16 protein-coding genes are annotated in these 21,747 nt (G+C 46.8%); 4 read left to right on the top strand and 12 right to left on the bottom strand.

What is annotated here, in order from left to right:
- Positions 1-2 precede the first annotated feature (2 nt).
- The 7 genes from ACIFSR_RS10580 to ACIFSR_RS10550 form a co-directional block, all read right to left on the bottom strand.
- Positions 3-3,134: a beta-galactosidase gene (locus ACIFSR_RS10580; protein WP_430057283.1), complete on the bottom strand. Its 3,132-nt coding sequence runs from the start codon at positions 3,132-3,134 to the stop codon at positions 3-5.
- Positions 3,131-4,450 carry a glycoside hydrolase family 125 protein gene (locus tag ACIFSR_RS10575; protein ID WP_430057281.1) on the bottom strand — a complete coding sequence of 440 codons (1,320 nt, stop codon included), beginning with the start codon at positions 4,448-4,450 and terminating at the stop codon, positions 3,131-3,133. The genes ACIFSR_RS10580 and ACIFSR_RS10575 overlap by 4 nt, the downstream gene beginning before the upstream one ends.
- A gap of 32 nt (positions 4,451-4,482) precedes the next feature.
- Positions 4,483-5,397, bottom strand: coding sequence for a carbohydrate ABC transporter permease (locus tag ACIFSR_RS10570; protein ID WP_076269714.1), 915 nt, complete (start codon positions 5,395-5,397; stop codon positions 4,483-4,485).
- Positions 5,398-5,447: 50 nt separating this feature from the next.
- The gene (locus ACIFSR_RS10565) at positions 5,448-6,386 is read right to left on the bottom strand and encodes an ABC transporter permease (RefSeq protein WP_179089866.1); all 939 of its coding nucleotides are present in this window, start codon (positions 6,384-6,386) and stop codon (positions 5,448-5,450) included.
- An 80-nt stretch (positions 6,387-6,466) separates the two neighbouring features.
- A complete protein-coding gene (locus tag ACIFSR_RS10560) occupies positions 6,467-7,933 on the bottom strand; it encodes an ABC transporter substrate-binding protein (protein WP_076269713.1) in 1,467 nt (488 codons plus the stop codon).
- Positions 7,934-8,128: 195 nt separating this feature from the next.
- Positions 8,129-9,649: a response regulator gene (locus ACIFSR_RS10555; protein WP_430057280.1), complete on the bottom strand. Its 1,521-nt coding sequence runs from the start codon at positions 9,647-9,649 to the stop codon at positions 8,129-8,131.
- Positions 9,642-11,561: a sensor histidine kinase gene (locus ACIFSR_RS10550; RefSeq protein WP_430057279.1), complete on the bottom strand. Its 1,920-nt coding sequence runs from the start codon at positions 11,559-11,561 to the stop codon at positions 9,642-9,644. The genes ACIFSR_RS10555 and ACIFSR_RS10550 overlap by 8 nt, the downstream gene beginning before the upstream one ends.
- 106 nt (positions 11,562-11,667) lie before the next feature.
- Here ACIFSR_RS10550 and ACIFSR_RS10545 point away from each other — a divergent pair, with 106 nt between their 5' ends.
- The 4 genes from ACIFSR_RS10545 (at position 11,668) to ACIFSR_RS10530 (ending at position 14,252) form a co-directional block, all read left to right on the top strand.
- On the top strand, positions 11,668-11,910 hold the full coding sequence (locus ACIFSR_RS10545; RefSeq protein WP_339207313.1) for a hypothetical protein: 243 nt from the start codon (positions 11,668-11,670) through the stop codon (positions 11,908-11,910).
- Between the two features lie 150 nt (positions 11,911-12,060).
- Positions 12,061-12,369 carry a hypothetical protein gene (locus tag ACIFSR_RS10540; RefSeq protein WP_339207312.1) on the top strand — a complete coding sequence of 103 codons (309 nt, stop codon included), beginning with the start codon at positions 12,061-12,063 and terminating at the stop codon, positions 12,367-12,369.
- 144 nt (positions 12,370-12,513) lie between these two features.
- Positions 12,514-13,347 (top strand): Ku protein, encoded by an 834-nt coding sequence (locus tag ACIFSR_RS10535; RefSeq protein ID WP_430057276.1) that lies wholly within the window; start codon positions 12,514-12,516, stop codon positions 13,345-13,347.
- Positions 13,347-14,252, top strand: a complete 906-nt coding sequence (locus ACIFSR_RS10530; protein ID WP_430057274.1) for a DNA ligase — start codon at positions 13,347-13,349, stop codon at positions 14,250-14,252. Before ACIFSR_RS10535 ends, ACIFSR_RS10530 begins: the two co-directional genes overlap by 1 nt.
- Positions 14,253-14,775: 523 nt before the next feature.
- Here ACIFSR_RS10530 and ACIFSR_RS10525 read toward each other — a convergent pair.
- The 5 genes from ACIFSR_RS10525 to ACIFSR_RS10505 are packed head-to-tail and all read right to left on the bottom strand — an operon-like array spanning position 14,776 to position 21,740.
- On the bottom strand, positions 14,776-15,813 hold the full coding sequence (locus ACIFSR_RS10525) for a glycoside hydrolase family 18 protein (RefSeq protein WP_430057272.1): 1,038 nt from the start codon (positions 15,811-15,813) through the stop codon (positions 14,776-14,778).
- Positions 15,813-18,458: a transglutaminase domain-containing protein gene (locus ACIFSR_RS10520; protein ID WP_430057270.1), complete on the bottom strand. Its 2,646-nt coding sequence runs from the start codon at positions 18,456-18,458 to the stop codon at positions 15,813-15,815. Before ACIFSR_RS10520 ends, ACIFSR_RS10525 begins: the two co-directional genes overlap by 1 nt.
- Before the next feature lie 6 nt (positions 18,459-18,464).
- Complete coding sequence (locus ACIFSR_RS10515) at positions 18,465-19,490, bottom strand: carbohydrate-binding family 9-like protein (RefSeq protein ID WP_430057268.1); 1,026 nt, start codon at positions 19,488-19,490, stop codon at positions 18,465-18,467.
- Between the two features lie 51 nt (positions 19,491-19,541).
- Positions 19,542-20,420 (bottom strand): sugar phosphate isomerase/epimerase family protein, encoded by an 879-nt coding sequence (locus tag ACIFSR_RS10510; RefSeq protein ID WP_339207303.1) that lies wholly within the window; start codon positions 20,418-20,420, stop codon positions 19,542-19,544.
- 33 nt (positions 20,421-20,453) lie between these two features.
- Positions 20,454-21,740: an alpha-L-fucosidase gene (locus ACIFSR_RS10505; RefSeq protein ID WP_430057267.1), complete on the bottom strand. Its 1,287-nt coding sequence runs from the start codon at positions 21,738-21,740 to the stop codon at positions 20,454-20,456.
- Between the last annotated feature and the right edge of the window lie 7 nt (positions 21,741-21,747).

The following is a 21,747-nucleotide window of genomic DNA, read 5'->3' as shown; positions in this document are numbered from 1 at the left end:
TGTTAATCGTTGTTTGCAGGAATTACATTCACATTTACCTGATCAGGCCGGTAAACGGACAGCAGCTGACCGTTTTTATCCACTGCAAAGAGTACAGACCGTTCCTTCTCCAGCGTAAAAGCGTAGGAAACGCCGGTTAAAGGGTCTTTCACCTCAATATCGACATTCAAGCTGAACTCGGATACGAATGTGAATAACGCGCCGTCTTGGAAGGACAGTTTACGACCATATACACCTGGCAGTTGTCCGCCTTTAATCCAATCCAGCTCCACGCTGCAGCCTGCATAGGTGAGCGCAAACTCATAAATGGCTGAGATCGGCTCAATGCGATCATTCAGCTCTACTGGCAGCGGACACCAAAGGATGTTTCCTTTGCCGTGCGATAGCTCGATAAGCTGATCGACTTCAGCTGCAGAAGTTCCTTTTTGCGATTCCTTCCATACCTGAGCAATTCTCCGATTGCCATAAGAAACAGGCAGCAAACGATCACCGATGCGAAGCAGTTCTTCGCGGCGTACATTGACAAGCTCTCTTGATCCAAACAACTCAGCATGACGATCGACTTGACGCCAGTATGCATCAAGGCTTGTTGGACCCGTCAGCAGCAACGTTGCTCCTGTACGTTCAACGTAGCTAAGCAGCTGGTTCATTGCAGCGTCTTCAATATTATGAGCACTTGGTACAATAACGAGCTTAACCGGATTTGCTTCCAGCTCGTCCAGGTGATATTCCGAAGCGCCGCGGAATGGCTTGTTCAGCTCATAAGCCAGCACTCGCGTTGCTTTTGTTGTTGCATCAAACGCCAGCTTGCGATTGGAAAAATCATTGGAATAAGGGAAAACAACTGCGGTATCCTCAAGCTCCCGCCCTCTGAACAAATCTCTGATTTCACCCATGAAGCGTCCGAAATCATAAGATACATTTGCCTCAGGCTTCTCCGTGCCATCTGCACGAAGTGCGCCAATGTGCGATTCATTCGCATTGTCCATATAGAAATTCGTATTCCAAATCCATTGCACCGCACCTGCGCCACCTGTTGCAAAAGCATAGGCATATTTGCGCTCAAGAATATCGCGTAGTTCTGCTTCCGAACGTTTCGCGCGTCCTTCTGGTGTTTCCACGTACATAATGCCCGTTTCCTGCACCAAATTCGGCTTGTCTGCCGTCTTAGCAAAAATACTGTCCCAAACCAAATGATCATTCAACCACCAAGAATGCACGGTTGTATAATCGACAGCCTCGCCATAGAAGAATGGTGAAGGCCTCTGCGCGCCAAGCGCTTCATCCTGTCCGACTGTAACCATATGATCTGGGCATTCTTCTTTAATGGCCTGGTATAGCTCCTGTGCCCAGCGATTATGCATATCCATGGAGAACAATACATAATCAAGCCAGCGAGTACCCTTCTTGCCTTGATGCATATCTTGAACGTCAAAGTTGATTTCCTCTGGCTCGGGCACTTTCACCGCTTCAAAGCTCGGCAGCTGCTCTGGCGTCATATTCCATAGCTTCTGCAGCTTTTCCACAGATTCGTGGCGTTCCTTAAGCCAAGCTGCATAAGCCGCCTGCTCGAATGGATCGCGTGCTGATCTTGGTCCATCAGAAAAAATACGAGGAGGATCAAACATTGACGGCTCGTTAATTAAATCCCAATCGACATGCTTCGATTGTTTGTGGCGCGAAATGATCGAGCGGATAAACCGTTTCTGTGCTTCTAAACTCCGCGGATCGAGATAAGGATTTTGGCCTTCCCAAGTTTCCGGAGTGAATGAGAAGAAAGTAAAGGTTACCTGCAAATCATGGCGTTTGGCTGTAAGCAGAAACGCATCAATGGAGCGAAGCGCCTCTTCCGATGCATGGCCATCAACCTGCATTATATTGCGATAAGCCGTCCATATGCCGGTTCTAATCCAGTTGATGCCCGCTTTGCGCATCTGAGCCATATCACGGTCCCATACCGATGCATTTGGCAAAAATAAAAACTTGCGCGCAACATCCGATGTCATGTAGGTCATGCCGACAACCGGCATCGGTCTGCCGTCTTTTACGAAATAATCGCGTTCGCTCGTAACCGGAGTTCCCTCTGCAAGCAGCTCAGCATCAAAACCCCAGAAGCCTTGGCGAAGAATGCGTACTTCTCCATCCGTTGACTCCGCGATACAGTCCACCTTATAGTAACCGCTAACGATTGCTAGAGGAACGGGAATACGAACGATAAGCTGTTTGCTCGCTGCTTCCGCATTGATGCTGCTCGTCCACCGCTCATCTGGCTTGCTTTCATGCTGGATCGTAATCGAAAAGCTCCAGCTTACAGAAGGCAAATCTGTCGCAGCAGCAGAACGGCTAAGCTTCTGTACTTGCAGCGTCAGCATCGCACGCTCATCCAGCTCGAAGGACGCATAATTAGGTTTCAGCCACAGCTCTGTTACGCCTGCTGAGCAGAATTCCGACCAGCGACGAAGCTCGTCCGCTCCTCCGCTTTGCCAGAATAGCTCCGATAACGGCTGATTTACGAACAACCAGCGCGCGCCTGCGAACATTCCCTTTGTGTTCTCCCATAGTACGACAGGTGCTGCAACTTCTCTTCCTTCTGCTGAAACACCTTTTAGAAGCGGGTACAATTGTGCATCCATCGGTCCAGCAGAACCCATCTGATGCGGCAAATCACTCGTTTTGGTTACATGCGGCACTAGATTCCAAGTGCTTGAAACCTCAAACAAGGACTCTTTGCCTTGCAACAGCGGAAGATCTTCCATCGCACGCAAACTCATGATCGGTGCTGCATCTACAGGCAATGCCTCATGAATATGAAGCTCGCGGTGATAGGCGGTTTGCTCAGATTCCGGCTCCCAAACGCCAGCTTCGTTTTTTGAAACTGGTTTTTTGAATGGAACGCCGCCGATACTTATTAAACCTCCACCGCGCTTTAAGTAGGCTAAAATTTCAGACCATGCTTGCTTAGGGAAATACGGTGCATGCATATTTATAAAGCTTCCGCCATCTGCAGCAGCGAGTGCCGCTCCAAGATTATTCGCGCGAACGACGCTGCCGATTTGCAGAAGCTGTCCTTCCGCATCCGAGCTTATGCGAGAATCGATTGGGAACGATGGATCATAGAAAATAATCATGCTCATAGAATCTCATCCTTCATCGCTTGATAGACAAGCTGTGAGAAAAGACTGTTCGACCAAGCGAACCATTTGCGCGTGAACACCGTTGGATCGTCCGCATGGAAACCTTCGTGCATATAGCCTGTGTCCGCGTCAGTCGCTTCCAGCATCGCAATCAAATCTAGCTTTTCTTCGCTGCTAGTAGCTGTAATGCCTTGCATCGACAATGCCATATGCCAGATGTAGCCTGGAGGCGTATGCGGGCTGCCGATACCTTTTGCTGCCGTTCCTTCATAGTAGAAAGGATTATGTTTGCTTAGAGCAAATTTTCTTGTATTCACATAAATCGGGTCTTCTGCATCCACATAACCAAGGTAAGGGATCGAGATCAAGCCCGGAGTTCCTGCATCATCCATCAGGCAGAAGTTGCCGAAACCATCCGTTTCATAAGCATAAATAGGTCCGAATTCCGGATGCTGATAAATACCGTAAAGCTGAATGCCATGGTTGACATCCTCTTCTAGCTTTTTCAATTCTTTCAGGAAATCCATGTCACGGAATACCCATTCCGCTATTTCCTCCATTTGACGAAGCGTAACAACCGCAAACATGTTATCCGGGATGTTGTAATGGAAATCACATGCATCATCGCTTGGACGGAAGCCTGACCAAATCATACCCGTATAGTTTACAGGCATGCCTAGACCAGAATTGCGAAGTGAATCAGTTGGAATACCATTATCACGAGTAAAACGATAAGGCGATTGTTCAAAATGGCGCTGCTCTGTCTTCCACAGCTCTACGATGCGGCGCATCGCAGCTTTGAAGCCGGAATCGAAAATATCCGTCAGCTCCGTTTCTTTCCAGTAAGCATGCGCGAGGCGCATAGAGAAACAAATGGAGTCAAGCTCGAACTTGCGCTCCCATACCCATGGAGACATATCCGTTTCATCCGTAGTATTCCAGTGCCAATCATTAGCGGACTCATTGAACGCATTCGCATAAGGGTCGATTTGAATATAGGAAATATGGCGTTTAATCAAACCACTAAGAATTCTTTGCAAATCTTTATCATGTTTCGCGAATGGAACGTAGTGCATCACTTGCTCGACGGAATCACGAAGCCACATCGCAGGGATATCGCCAGTGATTACAAATGTCGTGCCATCGTCCATCAGCTTTGTCGTTGTTTCCAGCGTATTCGGAAAGCAATTTTTGAACAATTGAAGCAGCTTCGGGCGATGTGCCAGCTTCTGCTCCGCTTCCTTCAGCACGTCTTGAATCGCCTGCGGCAGCGTTAGCTCAGGCATCGGAATTTTCGGTAATCTAAATTGCTCCATCGTATTTGCTCCTTTAGAAATATGATTCGTAATTATTCCTTAACAGCACCAACCGTCAAGCCTTGAATGAAATATCTTTGGAAGAAAGGATAAGCGAATACGATTGGGCCTGTTGCAAGCACCACCATCGCCATACGCGAAGTATCCTGCGGCATCGACTGCAGCAAACCGGTGCTGAGCGATGCATTTTGCGAGTTTTGCATAATGAATTGCATACTATTCTCGATCCGCATCAGCATCGACTGAAGCGGCACTAAATTCGGCGTGTTAATGTACAGCAAGGCGTTAAACCAATCATTCCAATAGCCTAGTGTACTGAACAAAGCGATGGTTGCAAGCCCTGGAAGCGACAAAGGCAGCACCAACTTGAAGAAGGTTCCAAATTCTCCCGCACCATCGATTTTGCCTGATTCTATAATAGCATCTGGCACCATGGTCGAGAAGAATGTCCTTAGGATCATAATGTAGAAAGCGTTGACCGCAAGCGGTAAAATAAGCGCCCAAATGGAGTCTTTAAGTCCAAGCAGCTGTGTAACAACAATATAAGACGGCACGAGACCACCGTTAAATAGCATCGTAAAAAAGGCGAAAAATGCGAAGAAACCGCGATATTTAAAGCTTTTACGTGAGATTGCGTAAGCAAAAAGCGCTGTACATACAACACCAATGACAGTACCAATAACGGTAACAGCTATCGTTACCCCATAAGAGCGAAGCAGTTGATCCCCCGCTTTAAATAAATAGCTGTAAGCCTCAAAGCTCCATTTTTCAGGAAAAAGCGAATAGCCGTTTTTAGCTAGCGTCGCCTCATCCGTAAACGAAATGATGGTGACGAATAGAAAAGGAAATACACATAACAATGCAAAAATACCAGCCACGGAATGGAATCCTATATTCCAAATGGGCGTCAACCTATGAAAGTCGCGGGTTTTCGTTTGAGCGGACATAGCGGTTTTCCTCCCTGCGCAATGCTTGTTCCAGCAGTAAAGCCTTTAGACTAGAACAAAGCATTGTCTTTGTTGAATTTACGAACAATTCCGTTCGATGTAATAACGAGTACAAATCCAATGATCGACTGATACAAACCTGCTGCTGTACTCATACCGATTTCACCAGTTGATTTCAAGCCGCGATACACATAAGTATCGATAACATTCGTTACGCTGTAGAGTGTTCCAGAGTCCCTTGGCACTTGATAGAACAGTCCGAAATCCGCATAGAAGATTTTACCGATTGCAAGCAGCGTCAATATTGTAATGAGCGGTGTAAGCATCGGGATCGTAATGCTGCGAATTTGCTGCCATTTATTTGCGCCATCGATCATTGCCGCTTCATAAAGGGATTTATCAATACCCATGATGGCTGCCAAATAGATGACACTGTTGTAGCCGACTGATTTCCAAAGAAATACGACGACGATAATAATCGGCCAATAGGTTGGATCAGAGTACCAGTTTATCGGATCGATGCCGAACCAGTTGAACACTTGGTTCACAACGCCCTTATCCAAGCTCAGGAAGCTGAATACGAAATAACCAACAATTACCCATGATAAGAAGTATGGAAGAAACATACCTGTTTGATATACTTTTGCTAATTTCTTGTTCGTAATCTCAGCCAGCATAATCGCCATTGCAACGGCAATGACTAGACCAAGCACGATAAAGAAGATGTTATAAACGACGGTATTGCGTGTAATGATGTAAGCATCATTGGTACTGAATAGAAATTTGAAGTTTTGCAGGCCTACCCACTTGCTCTCGATAATGCTGGCAAGAAATCCATCCCGGCTGTATCTGTACTCCTTAAACGCAATAACCATACCGGCCATCGGCAAGTAAGAGAAGAAGATGAACCAGATTGTTGCTGGCAGCACCATAATCAACATCGCTTTATTTTTATTAATATCTTTAAAAAACCGTCCTATGGCTCCCACGTGATCACCTCTCAGTTGTCAGATTAATAAGCAAAGGTATGAAACGAATGCCGTGCATTCGCTTCATACCTCCCGCATGTTTACTTGTTCGCCGCTTTCCATTCGTCAAGCTGACGTTGTGCTTCAGCCATGATTTTATCAAGTCCAGCTGCTTTAAATTTCTCATTTGCACGTTTGATGTAAGTCTCAGGATCAACTGTTCCTGTCATAAGCGGTGCCCAGAACTCTTCTCTTACGTTTTGTACGGAAGCAATTTCAGTCGTTACTTTCGACGGATCGAAGTTGAAGCCAAGAAGAGGTGCTGGTGTTCCTGCATCGTTAAACTTCTTGAACTCTTCCCACTTGTTCGTAGGATCTGTTGTATTCAAGTACGTAAGCATTACGTTACCGAGTGAGAATGTTGGCATGTCATAGTTTTTTGACTCATCAAGGTTTTCCATAACATTGTCGCCTGTTTTCTTGTAGTGAACGTTTTCGATACCGGAATCAATCATGTTGCGAAGCACAGGATCTGTGTTCAGCAAGTTTAGGAATTCCATTGCTTTTTCCGGATATTTCGAGTTAGCCGAAATAGCTTGCATCGAGCCCATAACAGACCAGTTATAAATAAGCGCTTTGCTTGCAGGAGTTGAAACTACTGGGTAGCCATAGCTTGCAGACCATAGGTTGTCAGCGAAAGGCTGAGTTGTCGCACGGTCTGAGAACCATTTGCCAGTTGTTTGAACATCTGTCATCGAATCCATTGTTGCTGCTTCAGTTGGAATGTAGCCAGCTTTATAATATTTGTGCATTGTAGTCAAAGCTTGTTTCATTTCTGGTGTATCTAGAACGTTAACCAATTTGTAATCCTTTGTATCGAGGGAAACAGCCATTGGAAGCTTCTCGATTACATAGTCATATGGCACGTAAGGCATTTGGTTTTTATCAACCGCGAAAGGATATACGCCTTGTTCGTTTTCTTTGATCGTTTTGAGCAATGGCTCAAGGCTCTCAAGTGTGTTTACTTTTGAAATATCGATTTTGTACTTGTCTACATACTGCTTGTTAAAGCGCCATACTTCTTGTGCTGGCAGCTCTTTGTTAGCAGGGATACCATAGTTGTGGCCGTCAATTTTGGAACCTTCAAGGAAGGCAGGATCAAGTGTATCGACGATGCCTTGACCGTGCGATTTCAACAAATCATCGATTTGCATGAATGCGCCTTTTCTTGCGTTCTGCACGTAGTCAAACGCCCATGAAGACGTAAACATAATGTCTACTGCTTCACCGGAAGCCGTCATAACTTGCAGCTTCTGTGAGTAATCGCCCCAGTCGATCATGCTCATTTTAACCGTAACACCAATTTTTTCTGCTGTATATTTGCTTACTTCCTGCATAACCTTGTCCACATCTTTTTGAGGCGTACCAATTGTGTACCAGAGCAGTTCTACTGGTTTCTCGGCAGTGCCTTCACCTTCGTTTTTGCTTCCGCCGCACGCGCTAAGCACGATTGACATGACCAGCATCAGCGCAAGCGCCGGCATAAATCTCTTTTTGTTTCTAATCATTGTAAGTCCTCCCTATGTCTAGTTACGAAGCACAATTCAATTGCGTAAGCATACGCTTACTTTATTGCTCTGACCTTAATTCGCGATGCGTTTTAGGGCTAACTTAAAAATAACGGATGTAACGGTTTTCAAATAGGGAACAAATTAAAGGTATGGTGTACAAATTAAAGAAAGAAAGGACAACTCCATCTTGCATTAGAGTAGTCCTTTGTAATCAGTCGGCGAAATGCCAACATATTTCTTAAATTGCTTGTAAAAATATCCAGTTTCCCAGTAGCCGACCTGAAGCGCAATTTCCTGCACCTTCAGATTCGTCTCCTTCAACATTTCCTTAGCCTTGCCTATTCGATATTTGTTTATGTACTCGGTAAAGGTTTCATTTGTCTCCTTCTGAAACAGATGTCCGAGATAAACAGGATGGATATTGTATTGCTGGCTGAGCGATTTGAGCGACAGCGCCTGTGCATAGTTCTCATGCACATATCCGAGCAGCAGCTGAATGATCGGGCTTTTCACATCACGCATAAGCGAATCCACCGTCAAGGTAGCTGCTTCTTTGACGACGGAGGAGAGCCCTTCAATCGTCTCGGCTTGCATGATTTGCGTGAAACCTGCTTTGAACAGCTCAGGCTGATCTGCCTGCTTAATTTCTTTGAGCTCCATTTTGAACCGTATCATCATCTCAATGGCCATACTTTGAATATATTCCGGCGTAACGCCGTCCAGCGTCTGATAATGCTCAAATTCAGCATCGATTGCCGCATAAAGCTGCTCTAGATCTTTCGCCTTAATCAGCTTCGAGAATAAGGACCAATTCAGCGGCTGCGACGTTACATTCTCAATGCTGTTCTTCTCCGATAACAAGCTATAGTCCAAAATAGCCGGCTCGTCGGATAATAAGAAATATTCCTGCGCTTTCTTCGCATGCGCGTAGCTCTGCGGCGCACCCTCGCCTACCGCCTCCACACTGCCAAGCGAAATACGCATCGGGCTCGGAGCGAACCGCTTCTGCATATTTTCAAGCATGGTCATCGCCTTTTCCTTACCCAGCTCCTTGTCCTCCAGCATAAACACGATAACCAAGTCGCCATCAATGTCCACAAACGGCAGCATCGACGGATCTTCCATGGCAAGCCGCTGTACGGCTTCATAGGACGGCTCGAACTGACTTTCAGTACGAATAATCGCAGTCACAAGATAAGGAGCATCCAGCCGGATTTCAAGCATATCGGTACGTTCGATCAGCTCATTTGGCGCAATGCGTCCAGTCAGCCACCGATACAATATATTATCCCTAAGAATGCGAATATCATAATCACTAAATAATCGGTCTGGTCTTGTTGTGTTCAATTTGTCGATTGTATTAGCCAGCGTCTCCTGCAGCTCGTCAATATTAATCGGTTTAAGCAAATAATTTTCCACACCAAGCTTAAGCCCTGACTTGATATAGTCAAATTCGTTGAAGCCGCTCAAAATAATGACCTTCAAATCCGGCCGGAATTGCCTTGCTTCACGAATCAAAGTTAAGCCGTCCATCACAGGCATTGAAATATCCGTAAGCAAAATATCAGCCGATGACTCCTTCAACGCTTCAAGCGCATCCTGGCCATTTTCCGCTGAACCGACGATTTCAAGGCCAAACGCCGCCCAATCAATAATGTCGTACAAGCCTTCTATAATAAACGGCTCGTCATCTACAAGAAATACTCTATACATGCTGCGCCTCCTCTAGCACTGGGAATTCAATCGTTACGATCGTTCCGACGCCTGGCGTGCTGTTAATTTCAACACCATATTCCGTTCCGTACAGCAGCTTCAGTCTCTCATGCACACTGCGAAGACCAAAAGAATCGCCGCTTTCCTCCAGCATGTCCATCGACTCACGAATGGACGCGAGTCGCCCAGGCGCTATACCTCTGCCATTATCCTCGACTTGAATTTGTATGCGATCCTCTATCTGCCGAACATTTATTTTCACTTGGTTATCCGGCCTGCGCGCTTCTAGACCATGCACAACGTAATTTTCAATGATCGGCTGCAGCGCCATTCGCATTATATTTTTGCTAGCCAAGCTCTGATCGCAATGAATTTCGTAAGACAGCTTGTCCTTATAACGAATCCGAAACAGCTCCAAATAGAGGCGCGAAGTCTCTAGCTCATCCTTGAGCGTGTTTTCGCCTTTGGGCTGAACGAAGCTTTTGAATAACACCGATAAGCTGTATATCATTTCGCCTACGTCCTTCGCTCCTTGCGATACGGCCCGCATCCGAATCACTTCGAGCGTATTGTACAAAAAGTGTGGATTCACTCTAGCCTGCAGTGCAGCAAGCTCTGTATGCTTTTGTTTAATCTCCGCTTTATAGACGCGGTCGATATGTTTTGTCAGCTCGCCGAGCATATCGTTAAAGCTTCTGGAAATTTGCCCAAGCTCGTCCTCTTTCTCGTCTTGGATGCGTGCGGACAAGTCGCCGTTCTCCACTTTGCGCATAAATCGTATTATTTTATTCGTTCTTTTCGCGAAATTGATAACAACCAAGGTCGGAACCAGCAGCACCATAATGATACAAATGATACTAATCAAAGTAATCGTGTGCTTCAGGCCTTGATAGGCAGCAGCCACCTCCGCCTTCGGCGCTACACCAACTACGGTATAACCCGCTTCGGTTTGCGTGAACATCTTGACATAAGATTCCTGCTCAAGCATCACAGTGTCATTCAAGGAATCAATTTTATCGATATAAGGGTAGCGTTTGCCATAAAAGTTGTCTGAGGAATCGAAGAGCACTTCCCCTGTTGGTCCGAGGACAAGAATATAGCCCTTTAATTGCTCTTTATAGCTCTCAAGTGCTTTTTGAATCCGTTCTGAGTTGAAATAAACGAGCAGCTGTCCTAGGTTTTTTAGCGTATTTTTGTCCGTAATGGGGACACGTATCGCGAATAGCTTTGGATCCTGCTGTCCAATTGCCGTTCGTACCCATGCATTCGGCAGCGTTACTTTACTTGCTTCCATCGCCATGGCATCCGGGATATAGGAATGTGCGGCATTTGTAGATATTAACTTCGTTACATGCCCCTGCTTGTATGCGTACAAAAACTGCCTTTCCGAGCTGTACAGCAGCAGGTTCTCGATATCGGCATCATTTTCAACCTTATTTTCAAAATAATCCAGCCCCTTCGGCATGTCGATATTAATAGAAGAGGCATATTGATCCAATTGATAATTGATGTAATCCTCGAACGGATTTTGAAGAAAGTAAGTAAGATGAAGGGATAAGGCTTCATTCCGATACACATCAAGCATAATGGACTCCACCGATTCAAATTTACGAGCCATGTAGCTATTCACGCTATCAATCGCTTTTTTCTGATTTTCAAGCTCATTGCGTACGATCGACTCTGACATGACATTAAACATAAAATACGAAAAGGTTACGATCGTCACTGTTGTGATCAATGCAAACAACAAAATCATTTTCATGAAAAGATTATTTTTGACATAGTTGTGGTACAAGCTTTTTACCTTCAAAATAAGCTCCTTTCCCGTGAATGATCGCTGCTCTATAGGTTGATCGGAGTTCACGATATGGGGTACAAGGTTTAATAATACTTCAGTATGATTTGCTGGCACAAGTATGCTCCTTAATAATCGGCAATTGAAGGGTACGGTTGAATGGCGCCTCGGAAGGGGCGTATAATGTAAAGGTGAGAGAATCCGCAAGATTGGAGATGAGAGCATGACAATTGGTAAAATGCTTCGAAATGTTTCCGTCGGACTGATATTCGGCATACTGGCCATTGGATTACTGCCGTTTCTGGTCATCTTTAACTGGGCGGAGATGCTCAATCTTGTCGAACTCGAAACCTCGCCATTATTTATGCTTCTTGGACGATTTATTAGACCGACCGTTCGCAAGAAAAGCATGAACAGCGTGAACAGCATGGACAGTCAGGAACACAAACAAGAGCTCAATCAATAAACTAACAGCAGCCTAAACCGTTTGCATGAACGGAGACCCGGGAGAGCACCTTATTTTGGTGGCATTCTTCCGGGTCTTTCTTTCTCGCTTAAACGAGCGATTTATAGTAAAATGGGGCGATGCAACACTATACGATTATGAGGTGCCCTTATGTCCATTAGCTTCACTACATCCATTATCAGCCGCTTAAAAAGAGAAATCGCTGACATGCAGAAGCAAACCAGCAACGATAAAAGCAAAAAAGAGAAAGCTCTCTCTAAAATAAAACAACTGCAAAAAAACATCAAAATGAGCTCTTCCCCCACCGACCTTAGCAGCAAGATGACTCAAATTACGAAATTAAACGAAGAGGTAGCCAGAATTGATGCTTCGCAGGCTGCTTTAACGAAACAATTAGCTGCAAAAAATGCAGAGCTTCGGCAGCAGCTTGCCAAAAACGAGCAAAAAAGCGATAAATAACGTTAGCATAGAGACCTTTCACAAGTTCAAATGAGCTTGCGAAGGGTCTTTTTGTTATCGGCTTGATATGGTGAGATTGTCCATTCCTCGTATACTTTAACCAAACGCGCGCATCCTATGGAAAAAAAGCAGGGCGGGGATTGTATGCATACAGTTTGGAAAGGTGCGATTAGCTTTGGATTGGTTCATGTGCCTGTAAAAATGTTTACAGCAACAGAAGATAAGGATATTCATTTCCGCCAAATACATAAGGTTTGTGGCATGCCTATTTCCTATGTGAAGACTTGTCCTCACTGCGATGAAGCCGTTAAACCAGAGGATATCGCTAAAGGTTTTGAATACGAGAAGGACAAGTTTGTCCTCTTTAATGAAGAGGAGCTTGAAGCGCTAAAGCCTGAATCTGCACGGGTTATTCAAATTCTCGACTTTGTCGATTTAACGGATATCGATCCTCTCTATTATCAAAAAGCTTATTACCTCTCTCCCGACATGTCAGGGGCTGGAGCTTATACGCTGCTGCTTGAAGCGATCAAGCAAACAGGTAAAATCGGCATCGCCAAAATATCGATCCGCAGCAAAAGCAGCTTGGCGGCGATTCGCGTTGTCGGAAACTGCTTATGCATGGAGACGATGCATTATCCAGATGAAATTCGGCCGCTAGCAGAAGTGCCTAACCTGCCTGGGCTGGCTAATGTCAATGAAAAGGAACTGCAAATGGCAAAACAGCTCATTGAGCAGCTGTCTGAACCGTTTCATCCTGAAAAATATACCGATGATTACCGGGCTGCCATGCTTGAAGCTATTCAGCATAAAATGGCGGGCGAAAGCGTTGATATGGTCTCAGCTCCGGCTGTTGGACGGACGAATGTCATTGACTTGATGGCTGCGCTGCAAGCTTCCCTTGAAGCGGCCAAAACGCCACCTGCTGCTCCAAAGAAACGGAAGAGCACCACTAGAAAAACGAAGGATGCTGGATAATGAACACGATGTCTTTGCTTCCTCTGCCGAAGGTGCCCATGGCGCCAGTTACTTCGGCCGATATCCCTACGGGCTCGGAGTGGGGATATCAAATCAAATGGGATGGCGTTCGAACGCTCGCTCGATTAGATGGCAGCGGCGGTGTTGAACTATTTTCCAAACGAGTAGAGCCGCGAAATACCACTTTCCCTGAAATTGTAGCTCTCTTGTCGCCGCTGCGTGTTGGGCCTTGCATCCTTGATGGTGAAATCGTCTATTTTGACGGTACTCGTCCAAACTTTCAGCGCAGCCGCCTAGGCGTACAGAAAAGGTCAGGCAAAGATGATCTCTTATTCGTCATGTTTGATATGCTCAATGATAACGGTGAAGATTTGCGCAGCCTTCCCTTCCGTGATCGTTATAGCCGGCTTGCTGCCAAGTTTCCTGAAAAATCGCCGCGCTTGTTCGTCACCGACTTGTTTGATGATGGTCAGTCCTTATGGGAATGGCTTATCGAGCGGGAGTGGGAAGGGCTCATATCGAAGCGTCTGGATAGTCCTTACAGCGAGGGCAAAGGCCATAAAGATTGGTTCAAGAAACGGAAGGAAGTACGAATCGTCGCGGACGTTGTTGGGGTAAAATTAAGGGATGGCCTCGTGTCGAGCCTCGTGCTGCAATATGAGAATAAATATATTGGGCATGTCTCTGGACTAGATAACGCCTCCAAAAAATTGCTGCTCCAGTTCATGCATGACCACCCGGGAGATTGCCCCTTCCCGTCGCTTTCGCAAGGCATGAAGAAATCCGACGTAGTCTGGCTTGCCGTACATTTCCCATGCAGGGTGACCGCACTCGAGTTTACGGATAGCGGCCTGCTTCGCCAGCCGAAACTGCTGGGGTTCGGTGCAGGAGACGGCGAGGTTTAGCGCTGATGAAAAGTTTGATCGGACTATTAAAGAGGAGGTTGCCCCACAAGATCATACTACTTGCGGGACAACCTCCTCTTACACTTTTCCGCCCACAACCCGACAAATACCCCACTATGCGTCGATTCAGTAAAAATAGCGCTAGAATCTAGACCTATTTTCAACAAACATGAGCTTTTCGCGGAAATAGGACTAGAAATTAGTCTTATATCAACTCATAACTCGCCAAATGCCCGACTATACGTCGATTCAGTAAAAATAGCGATAAAATCTAGACCTATTTTCAACAAACATGCACTTTTCGCGGAAATAGGATTAGAAATTAGTCTTATTTCTACTCACAACACGCCAAATGCCCCACTATGCACCGATTCAGTAAAAATAGCGCTAGAATCTATACCTATTTTCAACAAACATGAGTTTTCGCAGAATATAGGACTAGAAAGTAGGCTTATTTTGAAAAACTGACTTCCTCTTGTGCTTCAGAGCCGCACCGATACCACAAAGCAACTTCCCAATCCAGCTACTCCTTAAGCCCTTCATATATCGCGTGGAGCAAACGGTGCGTTTCATCGCAGCTGTATTCCCAGAACATTACGCCGCCAAGCTCACTTGCTTTCACATACTCACATTTATGATGCAGCGATTGTTCGTCGTCGTAAGAGATAAAGCTGCTTCCGTCGTAGAGGTATGGCGCCTTCGCTTCGTCGTCCCAATATCGAACATAATTGTTTTTATTGATGTATTCCGCTGCAAGCTTGGTGAAATCCGGTCCATATCCGCCTGTGCTGCCCGCCATTTGATGAAGCCCATTGGCGCGATTAGGAACGTTATGCCAAACCCGAGTATAAAACGCCGCGCCTATCACAATCTTCTCCTTCGGCACGCCTGCTCGGATGAACAAATTAACGGATGCATCCGTACTGATGCGGAATAAATCTCCGGTTGGAGTATACAGATTCGTATGATGCCCCGTTAAAATTTGAAATCCACCGCGCATATCGTAGGTCATCAGCTGAACAAAATCCAAGTATTGCTGGACTTGATCCATTTCCGTACCGTCTACGTAATATTGGTCCGCGCCTGCCGCAATCGTAAGCAGATAATGTTTCCCGTCACTTGCGCCCTTCTCGTCCAAAGCTTCGCGGATGGTTTTGAGCAGCAGAGTGAAATTGGTCTTATCATCTGGACTCGACGCTATGCCCGCTTCACCATAACAAGGATACTCCCAGTCGAGATCGACTCCATCGAATGGATAGCTCATTAATACACGAACTGCCGAATCTGCGAAGCGACTCCTCCCTTCAGCGGTAGATGCTGCTTCAGAAAACCCGCCTGCGCTCCATCCGCCGACAGACAATAGAATAGTCAGCTCTGGATGCTCGTGTTTAATCCTGCGAAGAACATCAATATTTTTCAAATGCTCTGTAATAATTTCATCATTGCGCACATGGCCAAATGCCACATTCAAATGGGTGAGCTTCGTTAAATCTTCCCGCGTCATGTCTGGAAGCTTCGAATCTGATGCATAACCCGCCACAATATATTTTCGACTTGCCATTACGTATCACTCCGTTTCGTTGGCTGCTGCCATATGCTAGTGAGAATCTGCAATGCTTCTTTTCCCGTACCGATCTTGTATCCTGATGCTGTATAACGAATTTGATCTTGGCTATCCAGTACGAGCAGATGCGGGAAACCCGCTTCGCTAGCTGGCGGCACTGCTATAAAGTCCGGCAAAGACGCGTAAGTGGAATCACGAACAAACACGGTACGCGAAGGCAACCCCTTATAACGAGAAGGATCAAAAGATGCCGTCCATTCGGAATCACCTACGACAAGCACAATCGGCGCTCCAAGTTCGGTCAACGGCTCAGCAAGTTCGCTAAGTTCACGGAATAAATGTTTGGTAGGCTCACGTTCTGGCTCCAGCCAAGCAACAATTGCCCCATTCATGCCGATAAGCTCACCAATCGATCGGTCTGAACCATCGAGCATCGTAAACGTATCGTTTCTGTTCAGCTTCCCAAGTACTGGAATACCTTGCTTCGCACTTCGGAAAGTCAGCGGAATATCCAATTGTTCTCCTGCACCCAGCTCGAAATAGGAAAAGCGAACGCATGCGGTGCCATCTTTTAGCCGAATACCTGTGGTCAATCGATAGCTGCCTTGCGCAAGTTCGAACGGCTCATCGTATACATCAGATTTCCCATTAGGGTAGACCAACGTTTTATATATGCCGTTCTCCAGCCGGGCGAACGTGAAGTTCTCAGAGTACGAAGCTGCCGGAGCTTCATCGGATGACTCGTTATCTTTAAGAAGTCGCAGCTTGCCGTTTTCCTTCTGCTCCAATTGCTGCATCGCTCGATTTGCAAATAACGCATCCTGCCAGCCACCGTTAGCCATCGCCATGTATTGCGGCTTCTGCTCACTCGGATGCAAGCGTGCTGGAATGCCTATGCTGCGGCAGATCGCCACAAACATAATATCGAGAGAAGCCTGATCCCCTTTCTTGATCTTAAAGGTACCAACTGGGTTGCCTCTGCCCTTCAGATTGGGAAGGTCCTCCCACAACGACCACTCTGACTCCAGATGGCGTACAAGCTCAGCAGCATTTTGCCGGAACAATGCTACTTGTGCTTCAGTGAACACCTCTTGGAAAAAATGCTTATAAGGCACGATCATTTCATATAACACTCGCGGACAAAGGATGTACCGCAAGAAGATGTCTTCGGGAAGCTCGCCGCGCTGTGACAGCGAACCGATGAGATGATCGTCAAGATCCTTGCGGAACGAATCGGAAAGATCCTTCTCGTTCAAGCTCTCCAGCAGCTTAAGCGGCCATTCTCCAAATTCAGCGGAGCGTTCCTGCAAGAAGGCTGCGATCTCGCGGCTATTTCCCCGTGCCTTGCGCAGTACATCCCACACCCGCTCCTGCGGAAGACCAGCAGCCTCGGCAATATCCGACGCCTGCGCTTCGCTTAGAAATGTTTGTTCATAGCTGCTTCGGATGCCCGTTCCTTCTTCCAGACGGCTATTATGCCGCTGAACCTTCTCCTCAGAAAGCACATCAAGAGCTTTGCCATTACGTTCAGGAGGCGGAACCATATCAAAGTCAGTTATCCCTTCGGGCTGCTGCACTTGATCCAGAACAATATCGAAGCGCACACGATCACGAACTGTAATCTTCTTTTCTCCCCACTTGCCATCCATCACAGCACGAATCAACAGATCTCCGTAGCCTGTCTTAAACGCAGCCTCACCCAGCTCGTTTGTCTTCAGCTCAGCAATCGGATAAAATTCAGCCATATTGTAGAGCTCAAAATAAACATTCGCGCCGCTGACCGGTTCATTCAGCTCATCCTTCACAGTGACAGTAATGCTTCGAGTAGGCGCATAACCCTCAAGCAAATTAATTTCTGTAAACCAATTATCCGCAAGCGTGATATCCTCAGGGCCCGGGTAATTTGCGAATACCCGAGTATTGATCAGCATTGCCCGCCGGGCTGGAGGAGTGAACCAGCCTTGATCAAGGCGAGCTTCCGGCTCGCAAGCGCCGATATAGTGCCACTGCCCGTCAGCCCAAGCTTCTACCCAAGCATGGTTATCGTCACAATGCGCCCAGCGCGGGGTATACACTTGGCGAGCAGGAATGCCAATGCTCCGAAGCGCTGCAACAGCAAGTGTCGATTCCTCACCACACCGGCCTCGAGCATTTCGAATCATCGTAAGCGGCGAGATCGTCCGCAGATCGCTGCCAATGTAGTTTGCCTTCTCATGGCACCAGTAGTTCGTCTCCAGAATCGCATCCTCCATCGACAAATGCGCGGTACGCTCCGCCAGTTCACTGTACAAGATACCGCGTGAATCCTCGATGTTCTCCGTGTTCACACGGTAGGGCAACACAAAATGCAGGAAGAGATGATCCGGCACCCGTTTCCCCCAAGGCACTTTTCCCCGAATGTCCAGCGTCTGCCGCACATGGCTTAGAAATAACGTACCGTCATAATCAGCCATATCGTTTACAGGCATATAGGCGTACAAATATTTGAGCGCCCATGTCTCTTCATCCGTTAGCGGCTGCTGAAAAATATCAAACAGCTCATGCTCTCTCGCCTTAGCGAGCAGCTGCTTCTCACGAAACTTGCGTTCAATCAGCTCCATCGACGCTTGCTCTAATGAGAATACAGAGGTTTGCAATGTCATGCGAACTCACTCCTTCCATAGCTTTCCGTCTTGCCTAATGCAGAAGCTCGACTTCCCATCGCTAGACGGCGTTGTGATTTGGAACATGGAGCGGGTCGTCTCAATGGCAGGCAATATGCTCCACTGCTCTCCGCCATGCATCAACGATTCCGCATCCGCAGTAAATTCACCGTGACTTGCGAAGTAATTGCGCTCACGATAATAGAGCTTGCGCAGCTCCCACTTTATGCGTTCATCCGGCGGCTGTTCAAACGAATCCGGGCCATCTTCCCCTGCAAACATGACATAACCCCATAGCTCAGGATAATGCATATTAATAAGTCCCATCGGAGACCAAACCCAGTTGTCCTCTGGATAGGATTTGCCCGTATCCGGATTGATGATCTTGCGGTATTCGCCATCCTTCACTTCAACGCGCCATTCAACGCGGGAGAAATTGAAGCGCCAAAACTCGCCATTTACTGGCGCTCTGCCTTCAGGCGCGCATTCGCGCAAGCTTCTCCAAGGCATCGCTACCTCAACGCTCCACTTCCGATTCGCTGCTTCCGGCCGATTCAGCTCGCCATCAATATGTACAGCTGTCTGAAGCCCGCTAATGTCCCAGCCGTTAATCGGCGGACCGCCGTCGCGGTATGGCTTAACCAGCAGCAGATCCCACACGGTGTTCAGCGCGTTAATTTCAAACTCATAATAATTGTGGCTGTCGCCATCGGGATCAATAAATATTTCAAAATCATTATCATAAAAAATGACCGAATCCCGCTCCGTCAATGTCGCCCAAATCTCGTCTTCAATCAATTCTGCCGCAAAATAGAAATAGTCGTCATCCCACAGCATTTTCACGCGGGTCTGCTTCGCAGGTTTTGGCCGAAGATCGCCTTCGATATCGACAAAATCGTCTGTCCAGTCCGCTGCTGACCAGAACGGCTTATCTACTCGCCCGTCAAGAATGAGCGGCTCCGCCGCGCGGCGACATACATAATGTTTGGGTGCATATTCGATGTTCGGCTCCTGCAATCCGCTTAAATTCATGTTATCCCTCCGTTTGAATTGCTATGAATCTTTGAAAATGATGAAGCTCGCTTAAAGTACACATTCATGCCAGAAGCGGCGCAGGTTGTCCATCGCAATGCGGGAGGCGGATTTGCACTCCTCCATGCCTTCGAATTCGATCGTCATATAACCATCGTAACCCGATTCCTTAATAAGCTTCACGATTTTACGGATCTCAATATCCCCTTGACCTACAATCGCACCGCGCAGGTAGTTACCGTTCGAGGTCAAAAACCAATCACCGTCACCCGGATGCTGATCATATGGACGGAAGTAGAAATCTTTGAAATGGATAAGTGATGCATAAGGCAAGTTTTTCTTAACGCCGATGATCGAATTCTCATCCACGCACATAAAGTTGCCGATATCGAGTGTCGTCTTAAAGTTCGGCCGGTCTACCGCATGAAGAACACGTTGAACCCGGTCGCTGGACTGTACGCTGAAGCCATGATTCTCTATCGTCGTTGTAATGCCGTATTGCGCGGCATAGTCCGCGATGAGCTGGCTGCCCTTCACCATGAGATGCAGGTTCTCCTCGAACCACCGTATCGTCATCTTCTCCTGCGGAATGGTGAAGGCGGTTACATCATGCCGCATATGATTCATGCCGAGTCGATGCACAAGATCAACATGCAGCTTGACCCGCGCGACTTCCTCTTCAAACAATTGCTCCGTATCTTGCACGAAGTTCGCCGGCATCGAATAGTTGGAGAGGGCAATGCCAACCTCCTTTGCTTTCTCGCGTACAGCATCCGCCAGCTCAGGGTTGTCAACGAGCGTATAGCCATATGGAACAATCTCCATATGCTCGCCGCCGTTATCGGCTATCCAAGAGATGGCATCAAGAATGCTCATCTCTCCCGATTTTATGGCGCTTAGCAAGCTGTAAGAACTTAATCCAATTTTCATCGTTTCTTCCTCCTAAGTAGACAGATCACTTGATTAGTTATGCGTTACAACTGCGCCTGAACCACCATACATATCAAGCTCCTCATCAAATTCCAGCTTAAGCACGGTCACTTGCTTGTGAGTGTCTTCCGCTGTCAGATGAATCCATGTCGTCCCCGGAATATTGAACCACGGCACCCCGCCATGAATTTCATGCGTAAGCTCTTTGCCGGAATGCAGCACCGTAATCTTTTTGATCTTGTTGCATAATCCCTTTAGGCATACATTCTCTTTCGGATCATCATACACAAACAGATACAGTGACTTTTTATCTTTGGATATGGTGCTGCCGCCCAAATAATAGCGGGTCATAATGCCTTCGTCTGTCCCAAATACCGCTTCTTCGTGCGTTCGAATCCATTCGCCTAATCCCAGCAAAATATCCTCTTGTCGTTTATCTATCGTTCCATCCTCCATCGGCCCGATATCAAGCAGCATGTTGCCGCCCAAGGTAATGCAATCACAGAACATTCGAATGATTTGATTTAATGATTTATATTTATCGTCCGTCGGCACATACCCCCACGAACTATTAATGGTTGTGCAAAACTCCCAAGGCCCCTCCGGCCGCGTTATCGGAATCCCTTGCTCCGGCGTCTTGTAATCCCCGTAACCTTGCAGGCGCGAGTTGATAATAATGTCTGGGTTAAACGATTGCAGATATTGCTTGAATTCGGGCAAATTCCACTGCTCAGCGCTGCGTTCCCAATCGCCGTCGAACCAAAGAAGATCAACCTTCCCATAGTTCGTTAAAACCTCCCGCAGCTGATCATTGTTAAACTTCAGGAAAGCATTCCATTTTTCTTCATCCTGAACACCATCTATCGGGCTCGAAAATTTGTTAACCTTAGACAAGTCATCCGGCACCTTGCCACCTTCAAACACGGATGGATAATCGGGATGCGACCAGTCGATAAGTGAATAATACATCCCAAGTCGAATCCCTCTTTTCGTGACGGCTTCCGCATATTCCTTGATCAGATCCCGCTTTGCCGGCGTTTTCTTCACAACGCTAAGGTCGCTGTACTGTGTATCAAACAATGCTACGCCGTCGTGGTGCTTGGTCGTAAGCACTGCGTACTTCGCTCCCGATTGCTCAATTAAATCAGCCCATTTGTCCGCATCGAACTTCGAAGCCGTAAAGCCGTCCAATTGTTTCATATAATCGTCATAGCTCATTCTTCCGTTATAGAACGACCATGACTCCGAGACTCCATCTACTGCATAAATACCATAATGAATAAAAATACCTAGCTTTGCTTCCTTAAACCATTGCTGCATAGCAGAC

It is taken from the genome of Paenibacillus sp. NRS-1760, from assembly GCF_050467785.1.
In the GTDB taxonomy this organism is placed as follows: domain Bacteria; phylum Bacillota; class Bacilli; order Paenibacillales; family Paenibacillaceae; genus Pristimantibacillus.
Note: the sequence above shows the minus strand (reverse complement) of the source record. Positions and strands in the feature narration are given on the sequence as shown.

What these genes read in the sequence shown, in the direction of transcription:
- ACIFSR_RS10580 (WP_430057283.1), bottom strand. Translation starts at nt 3,134, where the DNA reads ATGAGCATGATTATTTTCTATGATCCATCGTTCCCAATCGATTCTCGC.
- ACIFSR_RS10575 (WP_430057281.1), bottom strand. Translation starts at nt 4,450, where the DNA reads ATGGAGCAATTTAGATTACCGAAAATTCCGATGCCTGAGCTAACGCTG.
- ACIFSR_RS10570 (WP_076269714.1), bottom strand. Translation starts at nt 5,397, where the DNA reads ATGTCCGCTCAAACGAAAACCCGCGACTTTCATAGGTTGACGCCCATT.
- ACIFSR_RS10560 (WP_076269713.1), bottom strand. Translation starts at nt 7,933, where the DNA reads ATGATTAGAAACAAAAAGAGATTTATGCCGGCGCTTGCGCTGATGCTG.
- ACIFSR_RS10555 (WP_430057280.1), bottom strand. Translation starts at nt 9,649, where the DNA reads ATGTATAGAGTATTTCTTGTAGATGACGAGCCGTTTATTATAGAAGGC.
- ACIFSR_RS10545 (WP_339207313.1), top strand. Translation starts at nt 11,668, where the DNA reads ATGACAATTGGTAAAATGCTTCGAAATGTTTCCGTCGGACTGATATTC.
- ACIFSR_RS10540 (WP_339207312.1), top strand. Translation starts at nt 12,061, where the DNA reads ATGTCCATTAGCTTCACTACATCCATTATCAGCCGCTTAAAAAGAGAA.
- ACIFSR_RS10535 (WP_430057276.1), top strand. Translation starts at nt 12,514, where the DNA reads ATGCATACAGTTTGGAAAGGTGCGATTAGCTTTGGATTGGTTCATGTG.
- ACIFSR_RS10530 (WP_430057274.1), top strand. Translation starts at nt 13,347, where the DNA reads ATGAACACGATGTCTTTGCTTCCTCTGCCGAAGGTGCCCATGGCGCCA.
- ACIFSR_RS10525 (WP_430057272.1), bottom strand. Translation starts at nt 15,813, where the DNA reads ATGGCAAGTCGAAAATATATTGTGGCGGGTTATGCATCAGATTCGAAG.
- ACIFSR_RS10520 (WP_430057270.1), bottom strand. Translation starts at nt 18,458, where the DNA reads ATGACATTGCAAACCTCTGTATTCTCATTAGAGCAAGCGTCGATGGAG.
- ACIFSR_RS10515 (WP_430057268.1), bottom strand. Translation starts at nt 19,490, where the DNA reads ATGAATTTAAGCGGATTGCAGGAGCCGAACATCGAATATGCACCCAAA.
- ACIFSR_RS10510 (WP_339207303.1), bottom strand. Translation starts at nt 20,420, where the DNA reads ATGAAAATTGGATTAAGTTCTTACAGCTTGCTAAGCGCCATAAAATCG.
- ACIFSR_RS10505 (WP_430057267.1), bottom strand. Translation starts at nt 21,740, where the DNA reads ATGCAGCAATGGTTTAAGGAAGCAAAGCTAGGTATTTTTATTCATTAT.